Annotated in this window: 21 protein-coding genes; 8 read left to right on the top strand and 13 right to left on the bottom strand. The window is 57.1% G+C overall.

Annotated elements, in window-relative coordinates; translation table 11 throughout:
- Positions 1-9 precede the first annotated feature (9 nt).
- Both L1S32_RS08655 and L1S32_RS08650 read right to left on the bottom strand, forming a co-directional pair.
- Positions 10-3897: a lectin like domain-containing protein gene (locus L1S32_RS08655; RefSeq protein WP_278154625.1), complete on the bottom strand. Its 3888-nt coding sequence runs from the start codon at positions 3895-3897 to the stop codon at positions 10-12.
- Between the two features lie 129 nt (positions 3898-4026).
- Positions 4027-4641, bottom strand: a complete 615-nt coding sequence (locus L1S32_RS08650) for an FmdE family protein (protein WP_278154624.1) — start codon at positions 4639-4641, stop codon at positions 4027-4029.
- A gap of 101 nt (positions 4642-4742) precedes the next feature.
- Between L1S32_RS08650 and L1S32_RS08645 the strand changes: the two genes are divergently transcribed.
- Both L1S32_RS08645 and L1S32_RS08640 read left to right on the top strand, forming a co-directional pair.
- Positions 4743-5186, top strand: coding sequence for a hypothetical protein (locus L1S32_RS08645; protein ID WP_278154623.1), 444 nt, complete (start codon positions 4743-4745; stop codon positions 5184-5186).
- A gap of 54 nt (positions 5187-5240) precedes the next feature.
- Complete coding sequence (locus L1S32_RS08640; RefSeq protein WP_278154622.1) at positions 5241-5447, top strand: thiamine S protein; 207 nt, start codon at positions 5241-5243, stop codon at positions 5445-5447.
- A 140-nt stretch (positions 5448-5587) separates the two neighbouring features.
- Here the strand turns inward: L1S32_RS08640 and L1S32_RS08635 are convergent, their stop codons facing one another.
- The 7 genes from L1S32_RS08635 to thsA all read right to left on the bottom strand — a co-directional run bounded on the left by L1S32_RS08635 (position 5588) and on the right by thsA (position 12533).
- Positions 5588-5968, bottom strand: coding sequence for a 4Fe-4S dicluster domain-containing protein (locus tag L1S32_RS08635; RefSeq protein ID WP_278154621.1), 381 nt, complete (start codon positions 5966-5968; stop codon positions 5588-5590).
- Positions 5969-5975: 7 nt separating this feature from the next.
- On the bottom strand, positions 5976-7055 hold the full coding sequence (locus tag L1S32_RS08630; protein WP_278154620.1) for a nickel-dependent hydrogenase large subunit: 1080 nt from the start codon (positions 7053-7055) through the stop codon (positions 5976-5978).
- Complete coding sequence (locus L1S32_RS08625) at positions 7052-7441, bottom strand: NADH-quinone oxidoreductase subunit C (protein WP_278154619.1); 390 nt, start codon at positions 7439-7441, stop codon at positions 7052-7054. Before L1S32_RS08625 ends, L1S32_RS08630 begins: the two co-directional genes overlap by 4 nt.
- Positions 7438-7884 (bottom strand): NADH-quinone oxidoreductase subunit B family protein, encoded by a 447-nt coding sequence (locus tag L1S32_RS08620; RefSeq protein ID WP_278154618.1) that lies wholly within the window; start codon positions 7882-7884, stop codon positions 7438-7440. Before L1S32_RS08620 ends, L1S32_RS08625 begins: the two co-directional genes overlap by 4 nt.
- A gap of 16 nt (positions 7885-7900) precedes the next feature.
- A complete protein-coding gene (locus L1S32_RS08615) occupies positions 7901-8752 on the bottom strand; it encodes a complex I subunit 1 family protein (RefSeq protein ID WP_278154617.1) in 852 nt (283 codons plus the stop codon).
- A complete protein-coding gene (locus L1S32_RS08610) occupies positions 8749-10653 on the bottom strand; it encodes a proton-conducting transporter membrane subunit (protein ID WP_278154616.1) in 1905 nt (634 codons plus the stop codon). The genes L1S32_RS08615 and L1S32_RS08610 overlap by 4 nt, the downstream gene beginning before the upstream one ends.
- Positions 10654-10943: 290 nt before the next feature.
- Positions 10944-12533, bottom strand: a complete 1590-nt coding sequence (thsA, locus tag L1S32_RS08605; RefSeq protein WP_278154615.1) for a thermosome subunit alpha — start codon at positions 12531-12533, stop codon at positions 10944-10946.
- 301 nt (positions 12534-12834) lie between these two features.
- On the opposite strand from thsA, the gene L1S32_RS08600 reads away from it, so the two are divergent.
- Both L1S32_RS08600 and L1S32_RS08595 read left to right on the top strand, forming a co-directional pair.
- On the top strand, positions 12835-13716 hold the full coding sequence (locus L1S32_RS08600; protein WP_278154614.1) for a hypothetical protein: 882 nt from the start codon (positions 12835-12837) through the stop codon (positions 13714-13716).
- Between the two features lie 333 nt (positions 13717-14049).
- Positions 14050-15291, top strand: coding sequence for a hypothetical protein (locus L1S32_RS08595; protein ID WP_278154613.1), 1242 nt, complete (start codon positions 14050-14052; stop codon positions 15289-15291).
- Between the two features lie 15 nt (positions 15292-15306).
- Here the strand turns inward: L1S32_RS08595 and L1S32_RS08590 are convergent, their stop codons facing one another.
- Genes L1S32_RS08590 through L1S32_RS08580 form a run of 3 tightly spaced genes read right to left on the bottom strand, consistent with a single transcriptional unit; the run spans position 15307 to position 17285 of the window.
- Positions 15307-15927 (bottom strand): orotate phosphoribosyltransferase-like protein, encoded by a 621-nt coding sequence (locus L1S32_RS08590; RefSeq protein ID WP_278154612.1) that lies wholly within the window; start codon positions 15925-15927, stop codon positions 15307-15309.
- A 27-nt stretch (positions 15928-15954) separates the two neighbouring features.
- A complete protein-coding gene (locus L1S32_RS08585) occupies positions 15955-16440 on the bottom strand; it encodes a nucleotide-binding protein (protein WP_278154611.1) in 486 nt (161 codons plus the stop codon).
- Positions 16440-17285, bottom strand: a complete 846-nt coding sequence (locus L1S32_RS08580; protein WP_278154610.1) for a ribose-phosphate diphosphokinase — start codon at positions 17283-17285, stop codon at positions 16440-16442. The genes L1S32_RS08585 and L1S32_RS08580 overlap by 1 nt, the downstream gene beginning before the upstream one ends.
- Positions 17286-17370: 85 nt before the next feature.
- On the opposite strand from L1S32_RS08580, the gene lonB reads away from it, so the two are divergent.
- From lonB to L1S32_RS08560, 4 genes are all read left to right on the top strand, one after another.
- Complete coding sequence (gene lonB / locus L1S32_RS08575) at positions 17371-19407, top strand: ATP-dependent protease LonB (protein WP_278154609.1); 2037 nt, start codon at positions 17371-17373, stop codon at positions 19405-19407.
- Positions 19408-19498: 91 nt separating this feature from the next.
- Positions 19499-20833, top strand: a complete 1335-nt coding sequence (locus tag L1S32_RS08570; RefSeq protein ID WP_278154608.1) for a TldD/PmbA family protein — start codon at positions 19499-19501, stop codon at positions 20831-20833.
- On the top strand, positions 20826-22127 hold the full coding sequence (locus L1S32_RS08565) for a TldD/PmbA family protein (RefSeq protein WP_278154607.1): 1302 nt from the start codon (positions 20826-20828) through the stop codon (positions 22125-22127). The genes L1S32_RS08570 and L1S32_RS08565 overlap by 8 nt, the downstream gene beginning before the upstream one ends.
- A 2-nt stretch (positions 22128-22129) precedes the next feature.
- Complete coding sequence (locus tag L1S32_RS08560) at positions 22130-22384, top strand: pro-sigmaK processing inhibitor BofA family protein (RefSeq protein WP_278154606.1); 255 nt, start codon at positions 22130-22132, stop codon at positions 22382-22384.
- A 69-nt stretch (positions 22385-22453) separates the two neighbouring features.
- Here the strand turns inward: L1S32_RS08560 and L1S32_RS08555 are convergent, their stop codons facing one another.
- A complete protein-coding gene (locus tag L1S32_RS08555; protein WP_278154605.1) occupies positions 22454-23146 on the bottom strand; it encodes a KaiC domain-containing protein in 693 nt (230 codons plus the stop codon).
- Between the last annotated feature and the right edge of the window lie 3 nt (positions 23147-23149).

The following is a 23149-nucleotide window of genomic DNA, read 5'->3' as shown; positions in this document are numbered from 1 at the left end:
ACTGTTCGGTTATTCCCGCTTCCTGAAGAGCAGCATGGCCCCTGCCGCACCGCCAATGAGGGTGATGACTCCAGGCGGACTCGCCTGTGGGGTGGTGGCAGCGGCAGTGGCCGCCTGTGTCTCTTCACCCGGCACGGCCACCGTCACCGGTGGTTCAGCCGGTGCCTCGGTTGCTTCCGGTGTGGGCTCCGGCTCCGTCACGGTGAGATTCACGATACCGGGCACCGGAATCGCAATGGCGTCCCCGGTCCCTTCTGCAATTGCAAAGGTGGAGAATCCGGGTGTCTTTGCCTCGTAGGTGGCCCAGCCGCCGTCGATTGTGAGGAGTGTCGTGGAAAGCTCCTGCCATGCGCCGTCGTGGTAGCGGAAGAGGGATGTATCCGCCGGTTCGAGCCCCTCTGCCTTCAGCCATGCGGTGGGCACCCGGAAGGAGATGGTCGCACCGCCGACCTCGCCATCCGTCATTCCGCTGAGCTGAACGGAGAGGTAGGAATAGACAGGGCCCGTAATTCCGGCCGGGCCGGCGGGTGCCCGGTCGACCGTGAGGATAACCTGTCCGGTGGTCTCCGTTGCGGTGAGGGTGACCGTCTGCACGGGCGAGCCGGTGAAGCGGAGGGTTGCCGTCTCACCCGTTGAGAGGGTGCCCGCGGCGGCGAGATCGCCTGCGGGGTCGTCACCGTCAGCCAGTGGAGGTTCTGTCAGGGAGTAGGAGGCGAAAGTGTCAACCAGAGGATACCAGTCCATTGTCTCGTTCCGGTAGACGAACGGTGTATCTCCGATACCGTCATGGGTGGTGTCGGTGCCGGTGTAGGTGCTCCAGTAGTTGCCCATGATTTCGTTGCACTTCTGCACCCCGTACCAGTAGGTCACGGGTGTTGGGGAGTGCCAGGTGACATTCGCCGCATCTGCCTGCTGTGCGGAAAAGGGCGCATCCGCCGCTGCAACCATCGCGCTGAACTGTCCGTCCGGGCGCCATTCACCCGGCAGGACGTCTTCGATGCTGCATCCGGAGGCACAGAAGGCGGCCGCCGCATCCATTGCTCCCGTAGCGGGCATCTTTGCTGCAGCAGTTGCGCTGAGCATGTCTCCGTCCGGAACGATCTCCGTCAGCACAAAGTCATTGCGGTAGACATGGACCGCTCCCCCACTGCCCGTTGCTGCAATGACCGGGTATGTTCCACCGGAGAAGCGGTTGCCATATACCACGGAGTCATTCAGTTGCATAATGGCCTGTATCGAGCAGTTATTCACGGTGTTGGCAGTAATCTCCGCGCCGTCTGCCCAGGCAACAATGCCTATCCCGGTATCATTGCAGTCCAGGGTATTGCCGGACACGAGACAGTCAAAGACGGATTCCGTATCAATGCCGACATCAGGCGCATGAACAGTATTGTTGGTGACGGCGAGTCCGAATCCGAAATAGGCATCGATTCCCGATGAGACTGTATCACTGATGGTACAGCCGGTAATCGAACCGTTGAATACAAAGTATGTCAACACACCACTTATTCCACCGGTTATGCTCGTATTGCGTATGGATGCATTCTCGCCCCAAATGAGCATTATGCCCGTGCCGACCTCATCGCACGCAATTTCATTTCCATCAGCGATGATATCTGAGCCATCTAACAGTACCATTCCATACTCTGCATCCGGACCAAACGTTGAGTCCCGGACTGTGACATTTGATGAATATAGCAGTCCCAGACCAATACCCACGGCGTCTGCACTGACATTCTCGAGTGTTATCTCTTCACACCCGCAGAGGTAGTAGCCGTACGCGATGGCGTCGGTCGCGGTGTCCCTGATGGTCATATCCGTGCAGTTCACGCAGATGACGGCACCGGCGTCTGTGGAGGCATCGATAGTCTCTCCCGAAATGCCCTCACGGTAGATGACCGGACGCCCGTTCACGGTGACGGTATCAGCAATTGCGTTGCCGGGGTCTGCCTCCGGGTTCTCGTACATGAGATTGAACTCGTTGTCATAACTGGCGATGTCAGAGAGGGTGAGGCCCTCTGCTGAGGGGAGCCAGAGGCCGTATTCATATCCGGTGACCCGGCAGTCATAGATGGTGCAGTTTGCTCCCTCAACTTTTATGCCATACTGTCCGTTCGGGTTGTCGTCGCCGTCAAACATGAAGCCGGAAACGGTGACGTTGTCTGCCTCAATAGCAATCCCGGTCCCCTTCGGCGGGGTCGCGACAACAACGCCGTTCATACCGAGCAGGGTGAGGGATTTGTTGATGAACAGTTCTTCCGTATACATTCCTTCATTCAGGACAATGATCGTGTCACCGGACGCCGAGGCGGTCACCGCTTCCATAATGGTCGGGTAGTCCCGCGGGACGACGGTGAGGGAGTGCGTGAACGCCTTGATACAGAAGTTTGCGTTCGTGACCGATTCGGTCAGATCTTCCCATTCACTCCCGTCAACGCTGGCATAACTCTCGCCCGGACCGGCGGTGGCGCCGGAGGAGTAGCCTTCTATTGGCATTTCCACAACAAGCGGATAGGTATCGGTCGGTGCATCGATCTCAAGGACAACCGAGAATACCTCTCCGGGAGTGAGGACGGCGGGTTCCGGGAGAGTGATGGTGTGGTACCCCGGAAGGGCACAGGTGCCGGACGTCCATGCGACCGGTGCACTATCTCCCGGCGGGGTGGTGAAGTTCGTAAAGATGGCGGCAGTGTATGCCGTATCCGGTTCGCGGGTGTAGAAACTCACCTCGGTGAGTGCCTCATATCCGTCTGCCGTGAAGACATTGGCAGCGTAGAGCGGCCCTGCCTCGCCGGTGCCGGTTCCGGCACTTGTTGTCCATCCGAGGGGGTCATACTGGTAGATTCGTCTGCCGTCTTCTGCCGGAACACCGGTGTAGACTGCTCCCGCGGTCCAGAGATTCCTGTAATCCATTACAAATTCCTGCTCCTCGTCACCGAAGGTGCCGATGATCGGGTCATAGTAGGAGATATAGAAGAATCCGTCCTCCCCGACACCGGAGCCCCAGCTGTTTTTCAGGATAAAGGCACCGTCACCCGGTGGCTTGACAGCAAAGGACTCCTTCGGGAAGGCATCGTCCCATCCCACAAGGGTGACCGCGTGGCCGCCGTCTACATCATACGCATCACCCGGCCAGTAGTAGGTGGTGTAGTTGTCCGCAAAGCAGGACCAGTTGACGAGGAATGAGACCCAGATCGCCCCTTCCTGCATCAGCTGCTCCTTGAAGAGGTCGTTATCAAGGGGTCCCGTCCGCTGGGGCAGGAAGGTTACCTCCCGGACATCAAGGACCGCAGAGAGATCGGTGGGGGAGATGGTGGAAGGCACCGGGAGGAGATACGGGTCATCCGCCTCCTGCACCGGGCCGCTGCCGCGGACGAGATAGGCGTCTGACATGAATGCAAACCCTCCGTCACAGGGACCTGTGTCAAATCCGTCCCCGGACTCGTTCGAGCAGAGGTTCTTCATATTGTTTTCCGAGAAATCCTCTGCCTCGCCGGTATCGGTCAGATAGGTCGACTCAAGGGAACCGTAGGTCGCAAAGGCCCAGCAGCTGCCGCACTGTCCCTGGTCGCGGACCGGGGTGACCCTGCCTTCGTCGCGGAGGTCAAAGCGGACGGGAAGAATCGCAGCATCGGTCACTGTTGGCGCAGAATAGCTGTCCGGCCAGAAAATAACTGCGGGAGACGGCAGGAGACCGGTGGCAAACGGGGCCGGGTCTGCACCCGGTGACACATTCGCAGTGCCGTAGCAGGCCATCGCAGCGGGGTCAGCCGCACCTGCATCCGCCGCCTCCGTGTAGGCGACAAAAGCCGGATTGAGGGGTGCCTGTTCAAACGTGAGCGCTGCTGCCCCCTGCACGAGGAGGAGGGCAATGATAAGCATGCATGTGGATCGCATGGTGGATGGGGGGATCATCATATCACCGTATATATGTGAACCTTTTGCCGAGGCATGCATATATTTGTCGGAATGGGTTTTTGCAGGTGCAGTGGGTGCGGATTAAAAAAAAGGGTCTGATCTGTTGGCTTACCAGCCGCGGGTGTATTCGTCGAAACAGGGAATGCAGACGATCTTTCCGTCCTGCACCCGTGCCCGCTGCTCGGATACCGGTTCCCCGCAGACACCGCAGGGGACCGACCGGAAGATGCGGGCATGTTCGGGGATGTGGGGCTCGACTTCCCTGCATTCATAGATCTCGTCCAGCGGTGCGGTGAGAATCTTCCCGATCATCGCAGACCGGATCTCCTGCATCCGTGCCCTGTCTGCATCGGTGGCCGTGCCTGCATTCATCCTCGCATGGATATCCCCTGCCTCGGGAAAGAGGGCATCGAGGGAAAACGAGTTGCGCTGGGCAATCCGCACTGCCTTTTCGCAGTTCCGGAGGATGAAGGTGTAGACCGGTTTGCCGTGGTCGCGGAAGATGAGGTTGCCTTTCCCCATCGTGCAGCCGGTGATGTACTGGATGGCATCAATCATGCAGGCGTCGTTTTCTACAATGGCAACCATCTCCTCGTCTGCAGACCGGCCGGTGTTCAGGCATTCTTTTGCATACTCTGCTGCCCGGTACCCGAATGCGAGTCCGGGGCAGACATGGCCGTGGAATATGGCCACTTCTTCAAACGGCGGAAGTGTCACTGTCATAATCTCATATCTTTACCCGGCATCGTGATAAATGCCTGTATCGATGGGATAATCGGGTGTCCGGCAGGTATTATTTTCCCGGAGGGATAATGAAATGAGTAATGAAATCAACCCCTTTCTTTTCCGGTATACGCCTGGCCGGTCTCTTTGCCTGCCTTGCCTGCGTCCTCCTCGCCGCAGGATGCACCGAAGCACAGCCGGAGATTCTCGTGGAGGCGACTGACATTACCGTCACGAATACGGATGCCGCCTCGGAAACAATCTGGTACAGCATGACCGTTACGGTCACAAATACAGGAACGGCGTCTGCAAATGATATCATTGCAGGCATCACCGTGATGACGCCTGATCCCACCCAGATGTCACGGATGGCTCATGAGAGTGTGGAATTCGGCACCATTAAACCCGGTGCTATCCGGACCGAAACCGTGACGGTCATGCTGGAGGCAGGGCCGGTGGGATACGCGGATCTTGTCACCAAAGGGATGGACCCGGTTGTGACGACGCGAATCGAGCAGATGGAATATCTCTCCCTCCCCTTCTGACGGGCAGAGTCTGGTTCCGTCCTTTTTTTAACCCGGCACTCCCAGATAATGGGTATGCCTGTTGTCCGATTCCGGTTCTCCCGTTCACAGACCGTTTCAGAGATTATCTATGAAGAGAATGAGACCTATGCAGACCTCCTGCTGCGCTGCGGCCTCATTCCGGACACCGTCCTCATCTTTGCCGGAAACCGGTCTCTTCCTGAGGATGCATCGGTCGGTGAAGGGGAGGTAACGATAGAAGAGACTGCTTCACGTGGGTAGGTGGAGCAGAATCGGGTGTCATCAGATCTCCAATTGTGGCAGGGAACGATTACACCGAGAATAAACAGGCAAAGAATGGTCAAAAACACCGGGCCGACACAAAAAAAAAGTCCCCGGACAAATAAAGGATGTGCCGGGGATTACTCCTCAGCTTTTGGTTTCTTCTCTTCCTTGGGTGGTGCAGGCGGCCCCTGCACAAACTCTACCGACTGCCCTTCAGACGACGGGTGGTAGTCGGGTTCCATAAAGATGCAGTCTTTCGGGCAGACCTCTGCGCAGACACCGCAGATGATGCAGCGGAGGCGGTTGATCTCCCAGGTTCGGGCCTCGCGGTCGACCGTGATCGCCTGTGAGACGCAGTGGCGCTGGCAGTTGCCGCAGTAGATGCAGTCCTCGATTGCAATGACCACATGTCCGCGGGATGCCTCATACTGTTTGGCGGGCGTTGCCGGGTACATCAGGGTGGCGGGTTTCCCCGTCACATTTGCAAGTGCCCGCTTAACCATGGTAAATAATGGCATACTTATCTCACCTCTCCGCACACCCGATACACGGGTCAATCGTCAGCACCACCACCGGCACATCCGCCAGTTCGATGCCTGCGAGCATCTTCACGAGGGGCGGGATGTTTGTCAGGGTCGGTGTCCGCACACGGTGGCGGACGAGATTCTTTGTGCCGTTTGCCCTCACGTAGTGCATGCACTCGCCACGGGGCTGTTCCGAGAAGGCGAAATACTCCCCGTTCGGGTTGCCCTTCACCTTCTCTTCAATGGGGCCGTCCGGCATCTTTGCGACCGCACGTTCGACGAGGTCAATGGATGCCAGCACCTCTTCTGAGCGAACGAGACAGCGGTCCAGACAGTCTCCGTGGGGGAGCGTTATGGGCTTAAATCCGAGTTCCCCGTATGCCGAGTAGCCGCTTGAACGGACATCCATGTCACAGCCGCTGCCGCGGGCCACCGGGCCGACCGCACCGAGCTCCCATGCCTCTTCCTTTGTGAGCACGCCGAGCCCCCGCATCCGGTGGCGCACGGTCTGGTCGTGGGTGAAGATACGGTTCGACTCCTCCAGAAGAGGCCTGATTTTCTTCAGGTGGTCCACCATCTCGCCGAGTTTCTCGTCCGGGATGTCGAGGCGGATACCACCAACCTTGGACGAGCCCTGAATGACCCGGCCGCCGGTGGTGGCCTCCATGTCATCGAGGATCTCCTCTCTCAGGCGCCATGCGTTCATGAAGAGGTTCTCGAATCCCATCGCATCTGCCGTCAGGCCGAGCCAGAGCAGGTGGGAGTGCATCCTTGAGTATTCCATCCAGATGGTCCTGATGAACTGTGCCCTGGCCGGGACCTCAATGCCCATGATATGTTCAATCGCATTGCAGTAGGTCACCGAGTGGGTAAACGAGCAGATGCCGCAGATACGCTCTGCGATGAGGACATAATCCTTGTAATCCCGCTTCTCAACCAGTTTCTCAAGGCCGCGGTGGACATACCCGATAGTGGGCACTGCCTCCACCACCCGCTCGTCCTCCAGCACCAGGTCGAGATGAATGGGCTCGGGCAGCACCGGGTGCTGGGGGCCGAATGGCACAACAATCCGGTTGCTCATGATGCATCCCCTCCTTTGGGAACTTTCGTTACCGATGGTGGGTTTTTGAAGGGTGTCGGGATCCGTGTCTCGATGAGGTGTCCCTGGAAATCGACGTTCATGCCGGTCACGGTCAAACCAAAGAGGTCATGAGTCTCGTTTTCATAGATGAATGCCCCCCAGTAGATGCCGGAGATGCTGGGTATCTCATCACCGTCGTGAACCGTTATCCGGAGGCTCTCGAATTCGTACGAAGTGTTGGTAAAGGTATAATTGATTTCATACCGGTCTCCGAGAGGGGTGCAGCCGATCTGGACCAGCCGATACCCCTTTGTGTGGTACTCCTCCGTCTTTTTCAGGAGGCCGGTGACCGGAATTTCAATAATGGTGTGTTTCTGTTCGATCATTTCTTTGTTCCCCCCTTCTCTGCCATCTTTGTCCGTTTCTCTTCGAGAATTCCGAGGGCACGGACAACCCCGTCAATAATGGACTCCGGGCGTGCCGCACATCCGGGCACATAGACATCGACCGGGATGACTTGGTCAACCCCGCCCATGACATTATAGCATTCCCGGAATACGCCGCCGGAGGTGGCGCAGATGCCGATGGCGACCACGACTTTCGGGTCCGGCATCTGTTCATAGGTGTTTTTGACAACTGCCAGGCTCTGCTCATTGATGGCCCCTGTGATCAGGAAGACATCGGCGTGTTTTGGGTTGCCGGTGTTGACAATCCCGAACCGCTCGAGATCATAGAGCGGGGTGAGGCATGCAAGCACTTCAATATCGCATCCATTGCAGCTGGATCCGTCGTAATGGATTACCCACGGGGATTTTGTAATATATGACATTTTTTCACTCACCTCCCTAGAGCAGGGCAAGAACCCCCAGGTTGATTGCACCGGCAACGAGTGCCACGAGCCATGCACTCCTGAGCATCACCTGCCACCGGACACGTGTGGTGGTATTGTCTACGAGTATCTCAAGGAAATACACAATGATGACGGCAAGAACACCGACCCAGGGCATGGAGGCAAAGAAGAGCCAGATGATGCCGAGGAAGAATACCGTCTCGTAGAGGTGCGCAATCTCGACCATACCGAGGGTGGGGCCGGCAAACTCTGTGGTAACCCCCTTCACCAGCTCCTGGTGGGCATGGTGGCTGGTTGCGAGGTCAAAGGGTGACTTGCGCAGCTTGATGGTGAGCACATAGACGATGCCCACAAAGATGAGCGGGATGGTCATGACGATGGGCTCAGGCCAGAGCGCGATGTCTTTGACGGCAAATGAGCCGGTGGCCATGTAGAATCCGGTTGCCGTAAGAATCAGCATTGGCTCGACTGCCATCAGCTGTAAGAGCTCACGTTCCGCTCCGACATGGCTGTATGGGGAGACTGCTGCATAGGCCCCCAGGATCAGGAAGGCATGGGCGAGTGTCAGTGCGAAGATGACCAGCAGGATGTCTCCGCCGGAGAAGAAGAGTGCTCCGGTGAATATGACGAACACCAGGTACGAGAAGATGTAGAAGTTCACCTCGTTTCTGACAACTGCCTTCTCCTTTTCGAAGAGCTTGAAGACGTCATAGAGCGGCTGAAGCACCGGCGGACCGACACGCCCCTGCATCCGTGCGGTCACCTTCCGGTCGATACCGCCGATGAGTGCACCGATGAAGGGTGCAAAGATGACAAAGCCGATGGCAAAGATTATTTCAGTGATCATATCGCCGCCCCCATGAGAAGCGTAACCGCAATCATGGCAATGAATGCGATGCACAGGCCGTTGCCGATATGTGAAAGGCGTTTTTCACCGAAGTAGTCCGCGAGATAGTAGTTGCCGAGCGCCACCGGGCGCTGCACACCGATGCTGCCCTTGAAATGCATGTCAGGGGTGGAGGGCCTGCCGCCTACATAATGCGACAGCACCTTGCGGTCTTTCCGGAAGTGGAACAGGGAAAGGGGCATTATGAGCACCATGAAGATCATCATCAGCATGATGGTGACGTTTGCCTGCCCGAGGGTTGCGGCCATCCCGTAGATGGCGAAGACGTAGGGCACCACCAGCTCTGAGGAGAGCAGGGGGAAGCCGATACAGACTGCGACCATCAGCACTGTGAGGGGCACGAGAGCACTGAATTCATAGGTGGATATCTTTACTTCCAGAGGTTCGGGTTTCCATGCGACCGCCACCAGTTTTCCCAGCCATTTGGTCCAGAAGAAGACCGTCACCGCACTGCCGAATGCCAGGAGGAGGATGAGGATGAAACCAAACTGTGCGTCGAGAAATGCCAGAAGGGCCGCCCACTTCGAGATGAGCATCCCGAAGGGGGCAAGGAACATGCCGGCGATACCGATGACCATCATCAACGCAATCCTCGGCATGCGGCTGATAAGTCCGCTCATGTCCTCGATGTCCCTGCTCCCGATCTTGTGCTCCACCGTTCCCACCGAGAGGAAGAGGAGCGACTTTGCGACTGCATGGAATACAATCAGAAGGATTGCCGCCCAGACTGCCGCATAGGTGCCGATACCGGCACAGGCCACGACAAGGCCAAGGTTTGCAATCGTTGAATAGGCAAGGACCTTCTTTGCATTGGACTGTGATATCGCGATGCCCGATGCCAGGAGGAACGTCACGCCGCCCACAAGGGAGATGATATAGCCGACCATGCTTGCGTCATAGACGGGGGCAAACCGGACGATGACATAGACACCGGCCTTTACCATCGTACTGGAGTGCAGGAGTGCCGATACCGGGGTGGGTGCAATCATTGCACCGACCAGCCATGAGGAGAACGGCATCTGTGCCGCCTTGGTGAGGCCGGCAAACCCGATGAGGGCCGCAGGTATCATGGCGACAGCAGGGCCTGCTGCGAGCAGGCTGTCCATCATAATCAGGCTCCCTGAGGGATCGGTCAGCCCGACCCAGACGAAGGTGAATGCAAATCCAAGACCGCCCACAAGGTTCAGGAGCAGTGCCCAGAATGCATTCTTCCTCGCCTGCTCATCCCAGCTGTATCCAATCAGAAGGAAGGAACAGAGGGTGGTCACTTCCCAGAAGAAGAAGAGCCAGAAGAGGTTGTTGGAGAATACGACACCGAACATTGCCGCCAGAAAGACAAAGAGCAGGGCAAAGAACCAGCGCCGTTTGTCCGGCATCTCCGCATGATGGGCGTGGTAGTCACGCATGTAGCCGACTGAATAGATACAGATCAGGCTGCCGATGATGCCTATGATCATCGCCATGATGACGGAGAACGGGTCAATGAACAGATTGTTCAGTGCTTCCGTCCCGTGCATAAGGGACTCGGCATAGAGCACCACTCCCAGCTGGACCACGACCAGCCCGGCAATGAGATACTGCCGGTATTTTGCGGCAAGATACAGGAGACCGGCGGATATAATGACTTCGAGTCCGGTCATGATCTGGGAGATCATGCCGCCGTCGATGTCAAAATACACCGTCCCGGCCCCTGCAAACAGTACAAAGAGATACAGGCTGGCTGCGATGATAATCGCAGATACCAGTACCACTATTGTATCCCTGAGGCGGCTGTTCGGCAGAACACCGAATAGTAATGCCGCCAGTGCAGGGAAAAGAATCAGGAATACCAAGAGTTCCACGCTATTACACCTATGGGTGAAGATTGAGAATTAATCATTATTTATCATTATCATTGTTCCAAACAGGCCGTATTTGCCTCAAATTCATCTGATTACAGTTAAAATGCTGTTTGTGCGTCGGAAACGCTCTTCTTTTCCTTTCCTGGCGGAAGGGTGCTGAGCGGTTTGGTATATTTACTCTCCGATCAGGTGCGCGGGAAAATATATAGATTATATATCGCGGCGTCCGGGAAAACGGTGCACGTACGGAAGAAAAAATAAAAAAAACGGGTACGATGGGTTAGGGGATCTTACATTCCCATCTGGGATGCACTCTTTGAGATCATCATGTCATCGACACGGATGATGAGTGCAGCGGTCTCGGTCGCTGACATAATTGCCTGCCGCTTGACACGGGCGGGCTCGATGACGCCTTCTGCATACATATCGATGATCTCGCCGGTGAAGACATTCAGGCCGGCGTGGTTTTCGCCGTTTGCGTGTGCCGCCTTGAGGGCGACCATCTTGTCAATCTGGTCAAAGCCTGAGTTCTCCGCGAGGGTGTAGGGGATAACCTCAAACATCCGGGCGAATGCTTCGATTGCCAGCTGGGTTCTGCCTTCCTGGGTTGCCGCAAACTCACTGATCTTCATCATCAGTTCGGTATCGATGGCGGCACCGCCGACGAGGTACTCCCCGTCTTCAAGTGCATCCATCACGACACGGGCTGCGTCGTAGACGCCGCGTTCGAGCTCGTCGATGAAGACCTGTGAGGTGCCTTTTAAGAGGATGCTCACGGTGTGAGGGTGCTTGCAGTCGGTGATCTTGGTGATGGTGATGTCCTTCATCTCTTCGATGAGGCCTGCCTCGCCAAGGGTCTCCTCTGTGAGATCCTCAGGCTTGCTCACGATGGTTGCGCCGACTGCACGGGAGAGTTTCTTCATGTCGGATTCAGGGACGTCCTGAATGGCGATGATATTCTCCTTTGCGAGGTAGTACTGGACGGCGTCTGCGATGCCCTTCTGGCAGAAGACGGTGTTTGCGCCGGAGGCTACAATCTCTTCTGCGATAGCACGGAGTGTCTCGTTCTCCTGCACGCTGAATGCCTCCATCTGTTCTGCGGAGGTGATCTTGATCTTGGACTTCACCTGGGTCTTTGTCACCTCAAGTGGCTGGGAGAGCATGGCAATCTTTGCATTCTCGAGCCGCTTTGGCATGGAGTGCTGGACACGGGTCTTGTCGAGGAGGAATCCCCTGAGCAGTTCCGCGTCTTCCATGTGGTCTCCGACCATCGTCTTGATCTGGACGTCATCCTCATCGACGGTGTACTTTCCGTCTTCATCCTTCCGGGCGACTGCAAGCACGGCATCGACGACAATGCCGGTGATCTTGTCTTTGACACCTTCAATGGACTTTCCGGTAACAGCGGTTGCTGCGACCTTGATGAGCATTTCACGGTCCTCTCCGTCGGCTTTGATGACCTGTTCATTGATGACCTCCATCGCCTTCTGCATACCAAGACGGTATCCGTTTGCGATGACTGTCGGGTGAACTTTCCGGTTGAGGAGGGCTTCCGCCTGCTCCATCAGACTGCCGATGAAGATCGTTGCGGTGGTGGTGCCGTCTCCGACTTCATTGTCCTGGGTCTCAGCAACCTCGACGACGAGTTTTGCCGTCGGGTGTTCCACTGACATCTCGTGGAGAATGGTCGCACCGTCGTTGGTGATGACCACATCTCCGGATGAGGAGACCATCATTTTGTCCATTCCCCGTGGGCCGAGGGTGGTGCGCACGGCTTCAGCGATTGCTTTGGCCGCCATAATATTGGATCTCTGGGCTTCGTTGCCGCCAATGCGGTCTACATTGTCCCGTAATATAATAATTGGCTGTCCCGCTAACATAATGCAGATACTCCTTAAAGCGTCATAAAATTGGATTTGAACTTCTATATATGCATTGTGTTTGAGCTCAGGGCAGATGCATCTTTGGGGGATCAGGATGAAGTATGGTGACGATATGCGACTGTTTTTTTCCAAAAATATACGGGTGCTGTTTGTGCCGTGCTAAATGACGACCGGCTGTGCTCCCGTGTGCAGACACGATTCCGAGAGTAATGCTCTTCGGCAATGTCAATATGTATTCATTTATTCAATCACAAAATCAGCCGATTATAATTAATATGTGTGCGTAAATGATCTGTCTATGTCACCATTTGTTGTGGAGGTGAATGATGCCCATGGCCGGCAGGGTGTGCTTGATGTGGGTGGCGCCAGTGTCAGGACTCCTGCCTATATACCGCCGGATGGGTTTTGTCGTGGGGTGACGAATGTTCCGGATGCCGGTGTCTGTGATCTCTGGTTCGGGCGGATGGATGGCGAGCGTCTCCGCCTGCACCCGGATGAGAGAGAGAGAATGGAGAATGCTGTCTGTGAGCGGATGAACCGGCTTCCCTCTCCCGTCAGACTGCTGCATTTCAACTTCTTCACCGATGTTGTGGGGCTGCGTCAGGAGAGCTTAACCGCTCTGCTCCTCCTCCAGCACCGGGCGGGTGCCGGTGTGGTTGAGATTCCCCGGGTATACTGTACTACAGGGATGTATGAACAGGCTGTTCTGGATGCACTGGCGTGGCAGCGGCATACCGGCTGTGGAGCCCCGCTGATGGGTATTGCCCGAACTGCTGATGATCTCATGATGCTGGAGCGGTATCTGCCGCATCTGGGTGGCATTGGCCTTGACTGCCGCCGTCTGGACAAACCACTTCTCTATCTGGTTCGCAGGAAGCTGAAGCACCAGGATGTCCGGGTGCATGCATTCTCGTTTCCCTGTTCATACTCTGGGATGCATGGTCGGGAGATGCCGGGGATGGTCATCCACTGGTTTGGAGTGGATACTGTCAGCAGCCTTACCCTGAGCGAGCATGTCAGGCAGCATTTCTCCACCACGCTTTCCGGCATCGGGGGTGGGAAAGGTCATGAAATTGTGAATGAGATCCGTCCCTGTCTATCTGGTGCTTCCTGCGCCTCCTCCGTGAGAGGACCGGAACGGCGCTCTGGTGAGCGGCGCCAGCGCTCAGCAGTAGTATGACCGGCCGTTCTGCCGGAAGCTTCTGCAGTACAATGGTGGTGATAGATCCCTGCACTGCCCTTTTGCTGCAGAGATGGGTGATGCGGTGTCTTTCGCCGCAGTCGCGAAGGTTGCCCCCCATATCTGACCGGACGGTGTCTCCTTGTACCTGATATTTGCCGATCCGTGGGGTGGATTGGATCGGTTTTTTCCTGTGCAGTCTTGTTTTCAAATTGAATGTCCTGATTTGTACATAATATTTATCTGTATCGCATTTTGTGGATAAAATGCGTGTTTTTGGTCAATTAATTATATATATGTTCGTTTCCATGTCATCACATGTTGTTGAATTAGATGTCATCATTTGTTGTTGAAGTGGATGACTTCAATGGCCGGCAGGGGGTGCTGGACATTGGGGGGGGCCATGTAATGACGCCGGCCTATGTGGCGTCAGATATTGGATGTCATGCGATGGGGGATGCACCGGTTGATCCCCGGTGCCGCACCAGTGTGGGTGAATATGATCTCTGGGTGCATCGATCAGATATTGAGCGAATGCGCCGGCACCCGGAGAAAAAAGAGGCGATGGAGGATGCCGTCTGTGAGCGGATGCGCCGGATAGAGTCCCCTGCCAAACTGCTGCATTACACCTTCTTTACCGACGTTGCGGGGCTCCCGAAAGAATCATTTGTCGACCTGCTTCGTCTCCAGTACCGGGCGGGTGCGAACGTAATTGAGATTCCGCGTCCATTCTGCGATACGCATGCCTATGAACGGGCGGTGCAGGCAGCACTGGAGTGGCAGCAGAATACGTGGAGTGAAACACCGCTGATGGGTATTGCCCGTACAGCATCTGATCTCGCGATGCTGGAGCGCTATCTCCCGCAGCTGGGAGGCATAGGCATCGACTGCCGCCGTCTGGACAAACCCCTGCTCTATCAGGTGCGTAAGAGGCTGAAGAAGCGGGACATCTGGGTGCATGCATTCTCTGCCCCTCTCCAGTATCATGAGGTGAAGAACCAGGGTACGCTGGGGATGCTTATCAACTGGTTTGGGGTGGATACCGTCAATACCATTGCCCTGAGTGATCATGTCCGGCAGTATTTCGCTGACCTTCTCTCCCGGATGGAAGGGGAGGAGAGGGCTAATCTGGTGAAGACTATCCGCTACTTTGCACCCTGTGACTACAGCACCTACACCTTTGAAAAAATGGAGGAGTACTATGGGGAGGGGCGTCCGCTCTCTGATTTCTGTGACTGCCCTGTCTGCCGGAATCTGACGGTTGGAGGTCCTGTGGATAACCTGCCGGAGTTCTACCGGATGAACCACATGCACCGTGCATTTGCATACTACACGGAGGCGGAGAAGTATCAGCGTGCCCTCATTAACAATGAGACCGGCCTGTTTATTGCGGGGAAACCGTATGCTGCAGAAATAATCCGTCGTGCTGTTGGATTCCACTCTCCGGAGGTGATCCTGCAGAAATCTCCGGGGGGAGGTATATCGGGTGGAGGGTCACCCCTGTCAGGGCGGCCCGCACCAGCGGAATCTGAAATTCCACAAAAGAAAGGGATGACGAATATACCTGTGCCCTGAATGCGGGTCAGGTTTTTAGTCTATCCGGGAGACCTGGAAGAGGCTGAATACCGGGACGCCGTCAATTTCCCGGATATTTCTTTTATTGAAGAGGACGCAGACTGCTTCCGGGACTGCCCCGTGGTTTCTGAGGTGGCTGATGATGTCCTTCATCGTGTTGCCGGAGGTGATGACGTCGTCAATGATCAGGCAGTGCCTGCCCTGCACCTGTGCGAAGTTTCCTGAGATGGATCCGACCGGATTCTCGCCCTGTGCATGCTTCTTCGGGTGGTACATGGTGAACTGCGCCCCCTCCTCGGCCGCAATGATCGTTGCAAGGGGAATGCCCGAGTGGGCGACTCCCACAACCAGCTCCGGTGCCGGGATATCGGTGAGGCTGCAGTCCCGTGCGTCCGCCTCGCCGTAGTAATACCGCTTGAGAAGGAGCAGTGCCGCGTCACGCAGCATATCCGCATTTCCGCCGACGACGGTCCAGTTGATGTGGATATCCTTCGGTGCCTCGGTATCCTTCTGCTGGGTCAGAAGCCAGGTTACGGTCTCCATCGAGAGGGAGAGTTCATCAGCGATCTGGCTGGGGCTGTGGCCCTCGGAATGCAGCAGTTTTGCCTTTCCTATAAGTTCATCGAGAGAAGACATCGTGATTACCTATTCGGTGAGAAGAGGCTAATACTTTTTTCCGGACTGCGCCCTCCGGATCTCGGCTCCGCAGACCTCGCATTCGCCGGGACCGGACCAGAACCGTCCGCAGCCGGTGCATCGGTATTTCCACTTCCGTTTCGCGGCCCGACGCTGGAGGATGGGAATGACGGGGATTTCCAGCCTCTGTGCGGTGTTCTGCACTGCAAAGTCGTCGGTCATGACGGCCGCCCCGAGTTCTGCTGCAAGGGCGAGGATGCCTGCATCGGTTTCTGAGAGAACGCTCAGATCACCGCTTCGCCGGGCGGCCTCAGATACCTTTGCCAGTGCGGCAGGGCCGGGTGCATGAACACGGAGACCCTGCTCTTCCAGAAGGGCGAGGCGCATCCGTGCTGACTGTGTCTTTATCTCGGTGAGGACAGCGGGGGTGGTGTAGAATTCACCTTCCACCGGCAGATCTGCAAAAAAGACGGATGCGTCAAGCACCACCCGTTTTTTGGTAATCTCTTCCATTATTTCCGCACTGCTGCAGCAATCATTTCTGCCGCGGAGTAGGCGGATGCCGCCGACTCGATGGTGTCGGAGGCTGCAACCGATGCAAGGCCTGCTGAGGCGAGGCGGGCAAACCCTCCGGAGGCAAAGACGCCGTGGACACAGGCGGCATGCACCGACCGGGCGCCTCCCTCTTTCAGCATCCCTGCTGCGGTCGCAAGGGTTCCGCCGGTGGAGATGATGTCGTCTGTTATGACAATGTCACGGCCGCCGGCATCCACCGTCGACGGCGCAATCCTGACCTCTTCCCCTGAGAGGCGGGTCTTTGAGAGATGATCGGTCTCCCATCCGCCGATTTTCGCAATATCTGCGGCAAACCGGGCGGCCCCCTTATCCGGTGCAAGGATGAGGGGTTCGTCACATCCGAGCCCCCGGATCCACGCTGCCATCTCCGGTGCCAGGGTGATGTCGGCCGCAGGCACCCGGAAGTGCGAGAGGACGGTTGACTCATGGATGTTCACCGTGATGACCCGCGAGACGCCTGCGGAGAGTGCCCGGGCGACCGCACGGCCGCTCACCGGCTCCCCGTCATTGAACCGTTTATCCTGCCGGGCATATCCCATGTAGGGCAAAACAAGGGTGATGTCACTTGCGTCGCATGCGTCGATCATGAGCAACAGCTGGACAAGGGATTCGTTGTCAGCGGTGCTTGATACCAGCAGGGTTTCTCCGTCCAGACTGCCTGTTTTCAGGTACAGTTCTCCATCCGGAAATGCTTTAAACTGCGAATAAACAAATGGTAAATCGAGCGCCTTTGCAACCTTTGAGCCCAGAACCTGGGATTTTTCTGTACATACTACCTTCATCCGGATTACCTGTATTAGAAAGTACTTAAAGTATCAGAATAGATTACTAAAGCACTACCGGTCTAAAGTGAGGTCCGGAAACTATATGACTGATTCACATATTTCAAAAGATACGATACCAGAGGACTCCGGCATTGCACCGGACACCGTCCCGTCCCCCGCTTCACCGGCACCGGAGGTCTTTGATTCCGGGGCAGAAGAGGCGGGCAGCGCAGGGTCAGAGGCACCTGCGTCCCCGGAAGGGGTTTCTGTTCCGCTCACGGAAGTGGCAAACTCCGGGGAGATCCCGGTACCGGACAGCCTGATTGATCAGGTTATTGGTCAGGAGCATGCCGTTGAGGTGATGCGCAAGGCAGCCATACAGCGCAGGCATGTCCTGATGATCGGAACGCCCGGAACCGGCAAATCGATGCTTGCCAAGGCAATGGCAGAGCTGCTCCCGAAAGAGGAGATGCAGGACATTCTCATCTACCCGAACTCAGAGGACCCGAATGAGCCGGTGGTCCGTACGGTTCCGTCCGGCAGAGGCAAGGAGATTGTGGGCGCCCACAAGCAGGAGGCCCGCAAACGCACGCAGACGAGAAGCACCCTCATCATGCTCCTCATCTTCGGCATCATGGGCTATGCCCTCATCTCCGGGCAGCTCCTGTTCGGCATCATCGCCGCCGCCTTCATCTTCATGGCGATGCAGTACTCACGGCCCAAAGAGGAGGCAATGGTCCCCAAACTCCTCGTCTCCACCAAGCCCGACTCCACGGCACCCTTCATCGACGGCACCGGCTCGCACGCCGGCGCCCTCTTAGGTGATGTCCGCCATGACCCGTTCCAGTCCGGCGGGCTGGAGACGCCTGCCCACGACCGTGTCGAGGCAGGTGCCATTCACAAGGCGCACAAGGGTGTGCTCTTCATCGATGAGATCAACACCCTCACCCCCCACTCCCAGCAGAGCCTCTTAACCGCCCTGCAGGAGGGGGAGTTCCCCATCACCGGCCAGAGCGAGCGCTCAAGCGGCGCCATGGTCCGCACCGAGGCGGTTCCGTGCCGGTTTGTGATGGTCGCGGCAGGCAACATGGACGGTGTGCAGGGGATGCACCCGGCACTCCGGTCCCGTATCCGCGGCTACGGATATGAGGTCTACATGCAGGAGACGATGCCCGACACCCCGGAGAACCGTGAGAAGTTCATCCGGTTCATTGCACAGGAAGTCAAAAACGATGGGAAGATCCCGCACTTTGACCAGGGTGCGATTGACGAGCTCCTGCTTGAGGGGCGCCGCCGGTCCAACCGGAAGGGGCACCTCACCCTCAAACTGCGTGACATGGGCGGTCTCATCCGTGTCGCAGGTGACCTTGCCCGGCAGGAAGGGGCAGAGATTGCCACCGCGAAGCATGTGCTGGACGCAAAGAGCATGGCCCGCTCCATCGAGGATCAGGTCTCGGATGAATACATCCGGCGGTCCCGTGAGTATGACCTTACCGTGGTCGAAGGCTCCCTCGTGGGCCGGGTGAACGGCCTTGCGGTGATGGGCAGTGACTCCGGGTCGGTGCTCCCGATCGTCGCCGAAGTGACCCCGACACAGGGTGCCACCGGACAGGTGATTGCCACCGGTCTTTTGAAGGAGATTGCACAGGAATCCATCAAGAACGTCAGTGCCATCATCAAGAACTTCACGGGAAAGGACATCCGGAACATGGATGTCCACGTCCAGTTCCTCGGCACCTACAGTGGCGTGGAGGGCGACTCTGCCTCGGTTACCGTGGCAACGGCTGTCATCAGCGCCATCGAAAACATCCCGGTCCGCCAGGATGTCGCCATGACCGGGTCCCTCTCGGTCCGCGGCCAGGTGCTGCCAATAGGCGGGGTGACCTACAAGATTGAGGCGGCGGCAAAGGCCGGCATCCGCACGGTCATCATTCCGCAGTCAAACCTCGATGACGTGGTCATAGAGGAGCAGTATGCAAAGATGGTGAAAATCATCCCGGTCACGACCATCGAGGAGGTCCTCGAACATGCCCTTGTGTTCGAGCGCAAAGAGGACTTCATGACAAAGATCAAAGAGATATCGGCCCGCCGGCTGCATGTCTTCTCTGAGACACGGGACGCAAAACCTGTCGGGGCATAATCCCCGCAGGTGGTTTCCGCCTTTTTTCCCGGTTTTTTCTCCCAAATCTTTTTTTGAATGCACAGAGTACATGCTCCAGCAGGTTTAGCGTATGGCAACAGAAGAACCACGATATTACGATCTCCGCCATCTGGTCGGGACATCCACCCATATCGATATTGAAAACGGGACCATTGAGGCCGCAGGACAGTCGTTTGCCGATACAGCGATTGTCCGTGCACTCGGTGCCGCCGGCTGGGGGATGGTCATCATCGACAACTTCTCCGAGGTCGGGGACAGCGGCCTGAAACGGGCGGTGGCAGATGCCCTCGCCCTCTCGCAGGCGACCGGGGAGCGGGTGGAGCTTGCTGATGTACAGACCGGTGTGCTGCCGGTTCCCGCCATCAAAGAGGACCCGCGTGAGGTGTCGCTGGAAGAGAAGACCGAACTGCTGGCATCCATTGAATCCGCCACCCGTCTGCCGGGCATCGTGAACACCCGTGCCCGCTATATCGAGTCTGAAGGGACGGTGCGGTTCATGGACTCCTCCGGCAATGAATACCACTATGAGTCGCTCCGTTCCGGCTACTCCATCCTTGCGGTGGCCGGAAGGGGCGGTGAGATGCAGATGGCACGGGAGAGCGAGCATGCGATCACCGGGCTGAATATGCGCCACAAAGAACAGAAGGGCAGGGAAGCGGCAGAACGTGCCCTCCTGCTTCTGGACGCTGCACCGGCACGGGGCGGCACGATGCATGCGATCCTTGATCCGGAACTCGCCGGTGTCTTTGCCCATGAGGCCATCGGCCATGCCAGTGAGGGTGATCTCGTCAAGGAAGGCGTCTCCGTCCTCAAAGGCATGACCGGGCAGCAGATCGCAAGTCCGGTGGTAACAGTCGTCGATGACCCCACCCTGCCCGAATTCGGGTTTATGCCGGTGGATGCAGAAGGATGTGCCGTGAAGCGGACCGAGATCATCCGGGACGGGGTGCTGAAAAATTACCTGCACAGCCGCGAGACGCTCGCTGCCGTGGGCAGCGGTGAGGCCGGGCATGCCCGTGCCGAGGGGAGTTCATCCCCCATCGTCCGGATGTCAAATACCTTCATTGAGAACGGGGATGCTACGATGGACGAACTGCTGGAAGGCTGCAAAACAGGCATTCTCCTGAAAGGCTCCCGCGGCGGGCAGGTGGACCCGGGCCGGGGCGTCTTCCAGTTCAATGCCGAATACGGATACCTGATCGAAGACGGTGAACAGCGGGGCATGGTGCGGGATGTTTCCCTCTCGGGAGACATTCTCTCGACGATGCACAATATCGCCCTCTGCGGGACGGACCGGAAGATGACGCCGGGGTACTGCGGCAAGGGCGGGCAGAGTGTGCCGGTCACCGACGGGTCGCCCCATCTTTTGCTGAAGAGGGCTGTGGTAGGTGGTCGCCATGCATAATGTGACCGACTATGCCGATCTGGTGGAGGCCGTGCTTGCGAAGGCCGCACGTGAGGCAGATGAGGCCGAGGTCTATCTCAGCGTTTCAGACCATGTCTCCCTCGAACTCCGCCGCAGTCAGGTGGGCGAGGCGGAGAAGGCGGTCGGCTGGGCACTGGGCATCCGGACGATCACCGACGGGCATATCGGCGCCTCGATGACGATGTCCCCTGCCCGCTGGGAGGACTGTCTTGCAGCAGCCCTCGCGTCCGGGCGCATCGCCGACCCGCAGGCATGGGGCGGCCTCCCGGAACCGGTGCAGTTCTCCCGCGAGACAGACGTCTTTGATTCGTCCCTGGTGCCGGACGCGGACACGGCCACCGACCTGATCACCGCTCTGTGCGGTGCAGCGGAGGGTGGCGAGGCGGAGATCGCCGGCGGCGGCGTCTCCCTCGGGAGGGGCTCGGCCCTGATTGCAAATACCCATGGTATCTTCTATACTCGTGAAGCGACTTCCGCCTCTGCCTCGCTTGAGGTCATAAACGGGACCTCGACCGGGTATGAGTTTGACCATGTCACCCACCTCGGGGACCTGAACACTGAGCGTGTGGCAGAAGAAGCCGTATTCCTGGCAGACTACTGGGCCGGCGCCGGTGATGTCGATTCCTGTACGGCTGACATCATCCTCACCCCGACGGCCCTCTCACAGCTTATTGGCGGCATCCTCATGCCTGCACTCTCGGGCAGAAATGTCCATGCCGGACGTTCCTATCTGGCGGACAAAAAGGGTGAGCCCTGCATGGACCCCTCCTTTGTGCTGTATGACGACCCGTATGTCGGGAACGGGGCGACCCGCTGGGATGCAGACGGGGTGGCCACCCGCAGGCTTGATTTCATCGGGGACGGCACGGTGCAGTCCTTCGCCTACGACCTCCGGACGGCATACCGCTACGGGCAGACGTCCACCGGCAGTGCGGTCAGGAGCGGTGCGGGCGGAGCCCCGGAAATTGGTGTCCACTGCCTGAAACTCGATGCACGCCGCGACGATGTCCGGCAGGAGAAGGCGATATCTGCCCACGGCCTGATCGGGGCCCACACGGCAAACACCATCACCGGGGACTTCTCGGTTGAACTCTCCAATGCCGCCTGGGTGGAGGACGGAGAGTATGGCGCACCCATCCGATCTGCGATGCTCTCCGGCAACCTCTTTGCGATGCTTGCCGATATCGCCGGTGCCGGGGAAGAGAAGCGGGAGATCGGGAGGATGACCCTGCCTGAAGTAAGGTTCAAGAACCTTCATGTCATTGGTAAATAGCAATGATCGAAACCATCCTCACGCTGGGCATTGCCATTGTGATAGCAGTGGCACTCTGGTATTTCCTGAAGAATGTCACCAAACTGATCATCAATTCAGTGGTGGGTATCGTTCTTCTGCTGGTATTCAATTTCTTCAATATCTTCGGGATGGGGGATATCCCCATCACCGTCGCATCCATTCTGATATGTGCACTGGGCGGGATACCGGGATTTGTCGTCCTGCTGCTGCTCAATGCCGTGGGCATTACGGTATAAGGTGGACCGGAGGGGGGTGCCGGGCCAGTGCCTGCATACCCCTCCCCCAAAAAAAAAGAAATTCCTTTTTTAAAAGACGCTTGCTTCGTTGTAGACGTTTACACGATCCTGCAGAATTTCATAGGGTTTGATTTCGCGGGAGTGGTTGCTCCGCCGCATCTTGACCACTTCAATTGAGGTGTGCACCTCGGTAAGATCCTTCGGGCGGATATAGCGGAGGACGACCACGGTGTCGGTGAGATATTCAATAAGGCCGTATTTGCTTGCGTAGGTGTCCGTGGTGCTGGTCTCACTGGTGAGAAGGAAATTGGCATCCAGATCACGGAGCATTTCGGTGAAATTAAACATCTCTCTGCGCCGCTCGGATGGATCGTCGAAGAGCCCTTCAAAGAGTGATATGGGGTCGATGACGATCCGGGTGGCGCCGATCTTTGTGATCAGTTCAGGCAGGTCCTTTTTGATGGAGTTGATGGAGAGATTGAAATCGTTCGGGTCAAGTTTTATCACAAAGAGCGATTCATCACGGTATTTGTCAATCCGAAACCGCCGGTCTGCCATCACATCGTAGATACGGTCCTCACGCTCCTCCAGACTAAAGTAGATGACCTTCTCCCCCTGCCGCAGCCCCTCATAGATGAACTGGAGGGCAAACGTTGTCTTCCCGGTCCCGTATGTGCCGATTAACGCACAGATGCTGTTTTTAATCAGCCCCCCGCCAAACATCTCGTCCAGGCCGGTAATGCCAAACTGTATCCGTTCCATTCT

The organism is Methanogenium sp. S4BF, from assembly GCF_029633965.1.
Classification (GTDB): domain Archaea; phylum Halobacteriota; class Methanomicrobia; order Methanomicrobiales; family Methanomicrobiaceae; genus Methanogenium.
Note: the sequence above shows the minus strand (reverse complement) of the source record. Positions and strands in the feature narration are given on the sequence as shown.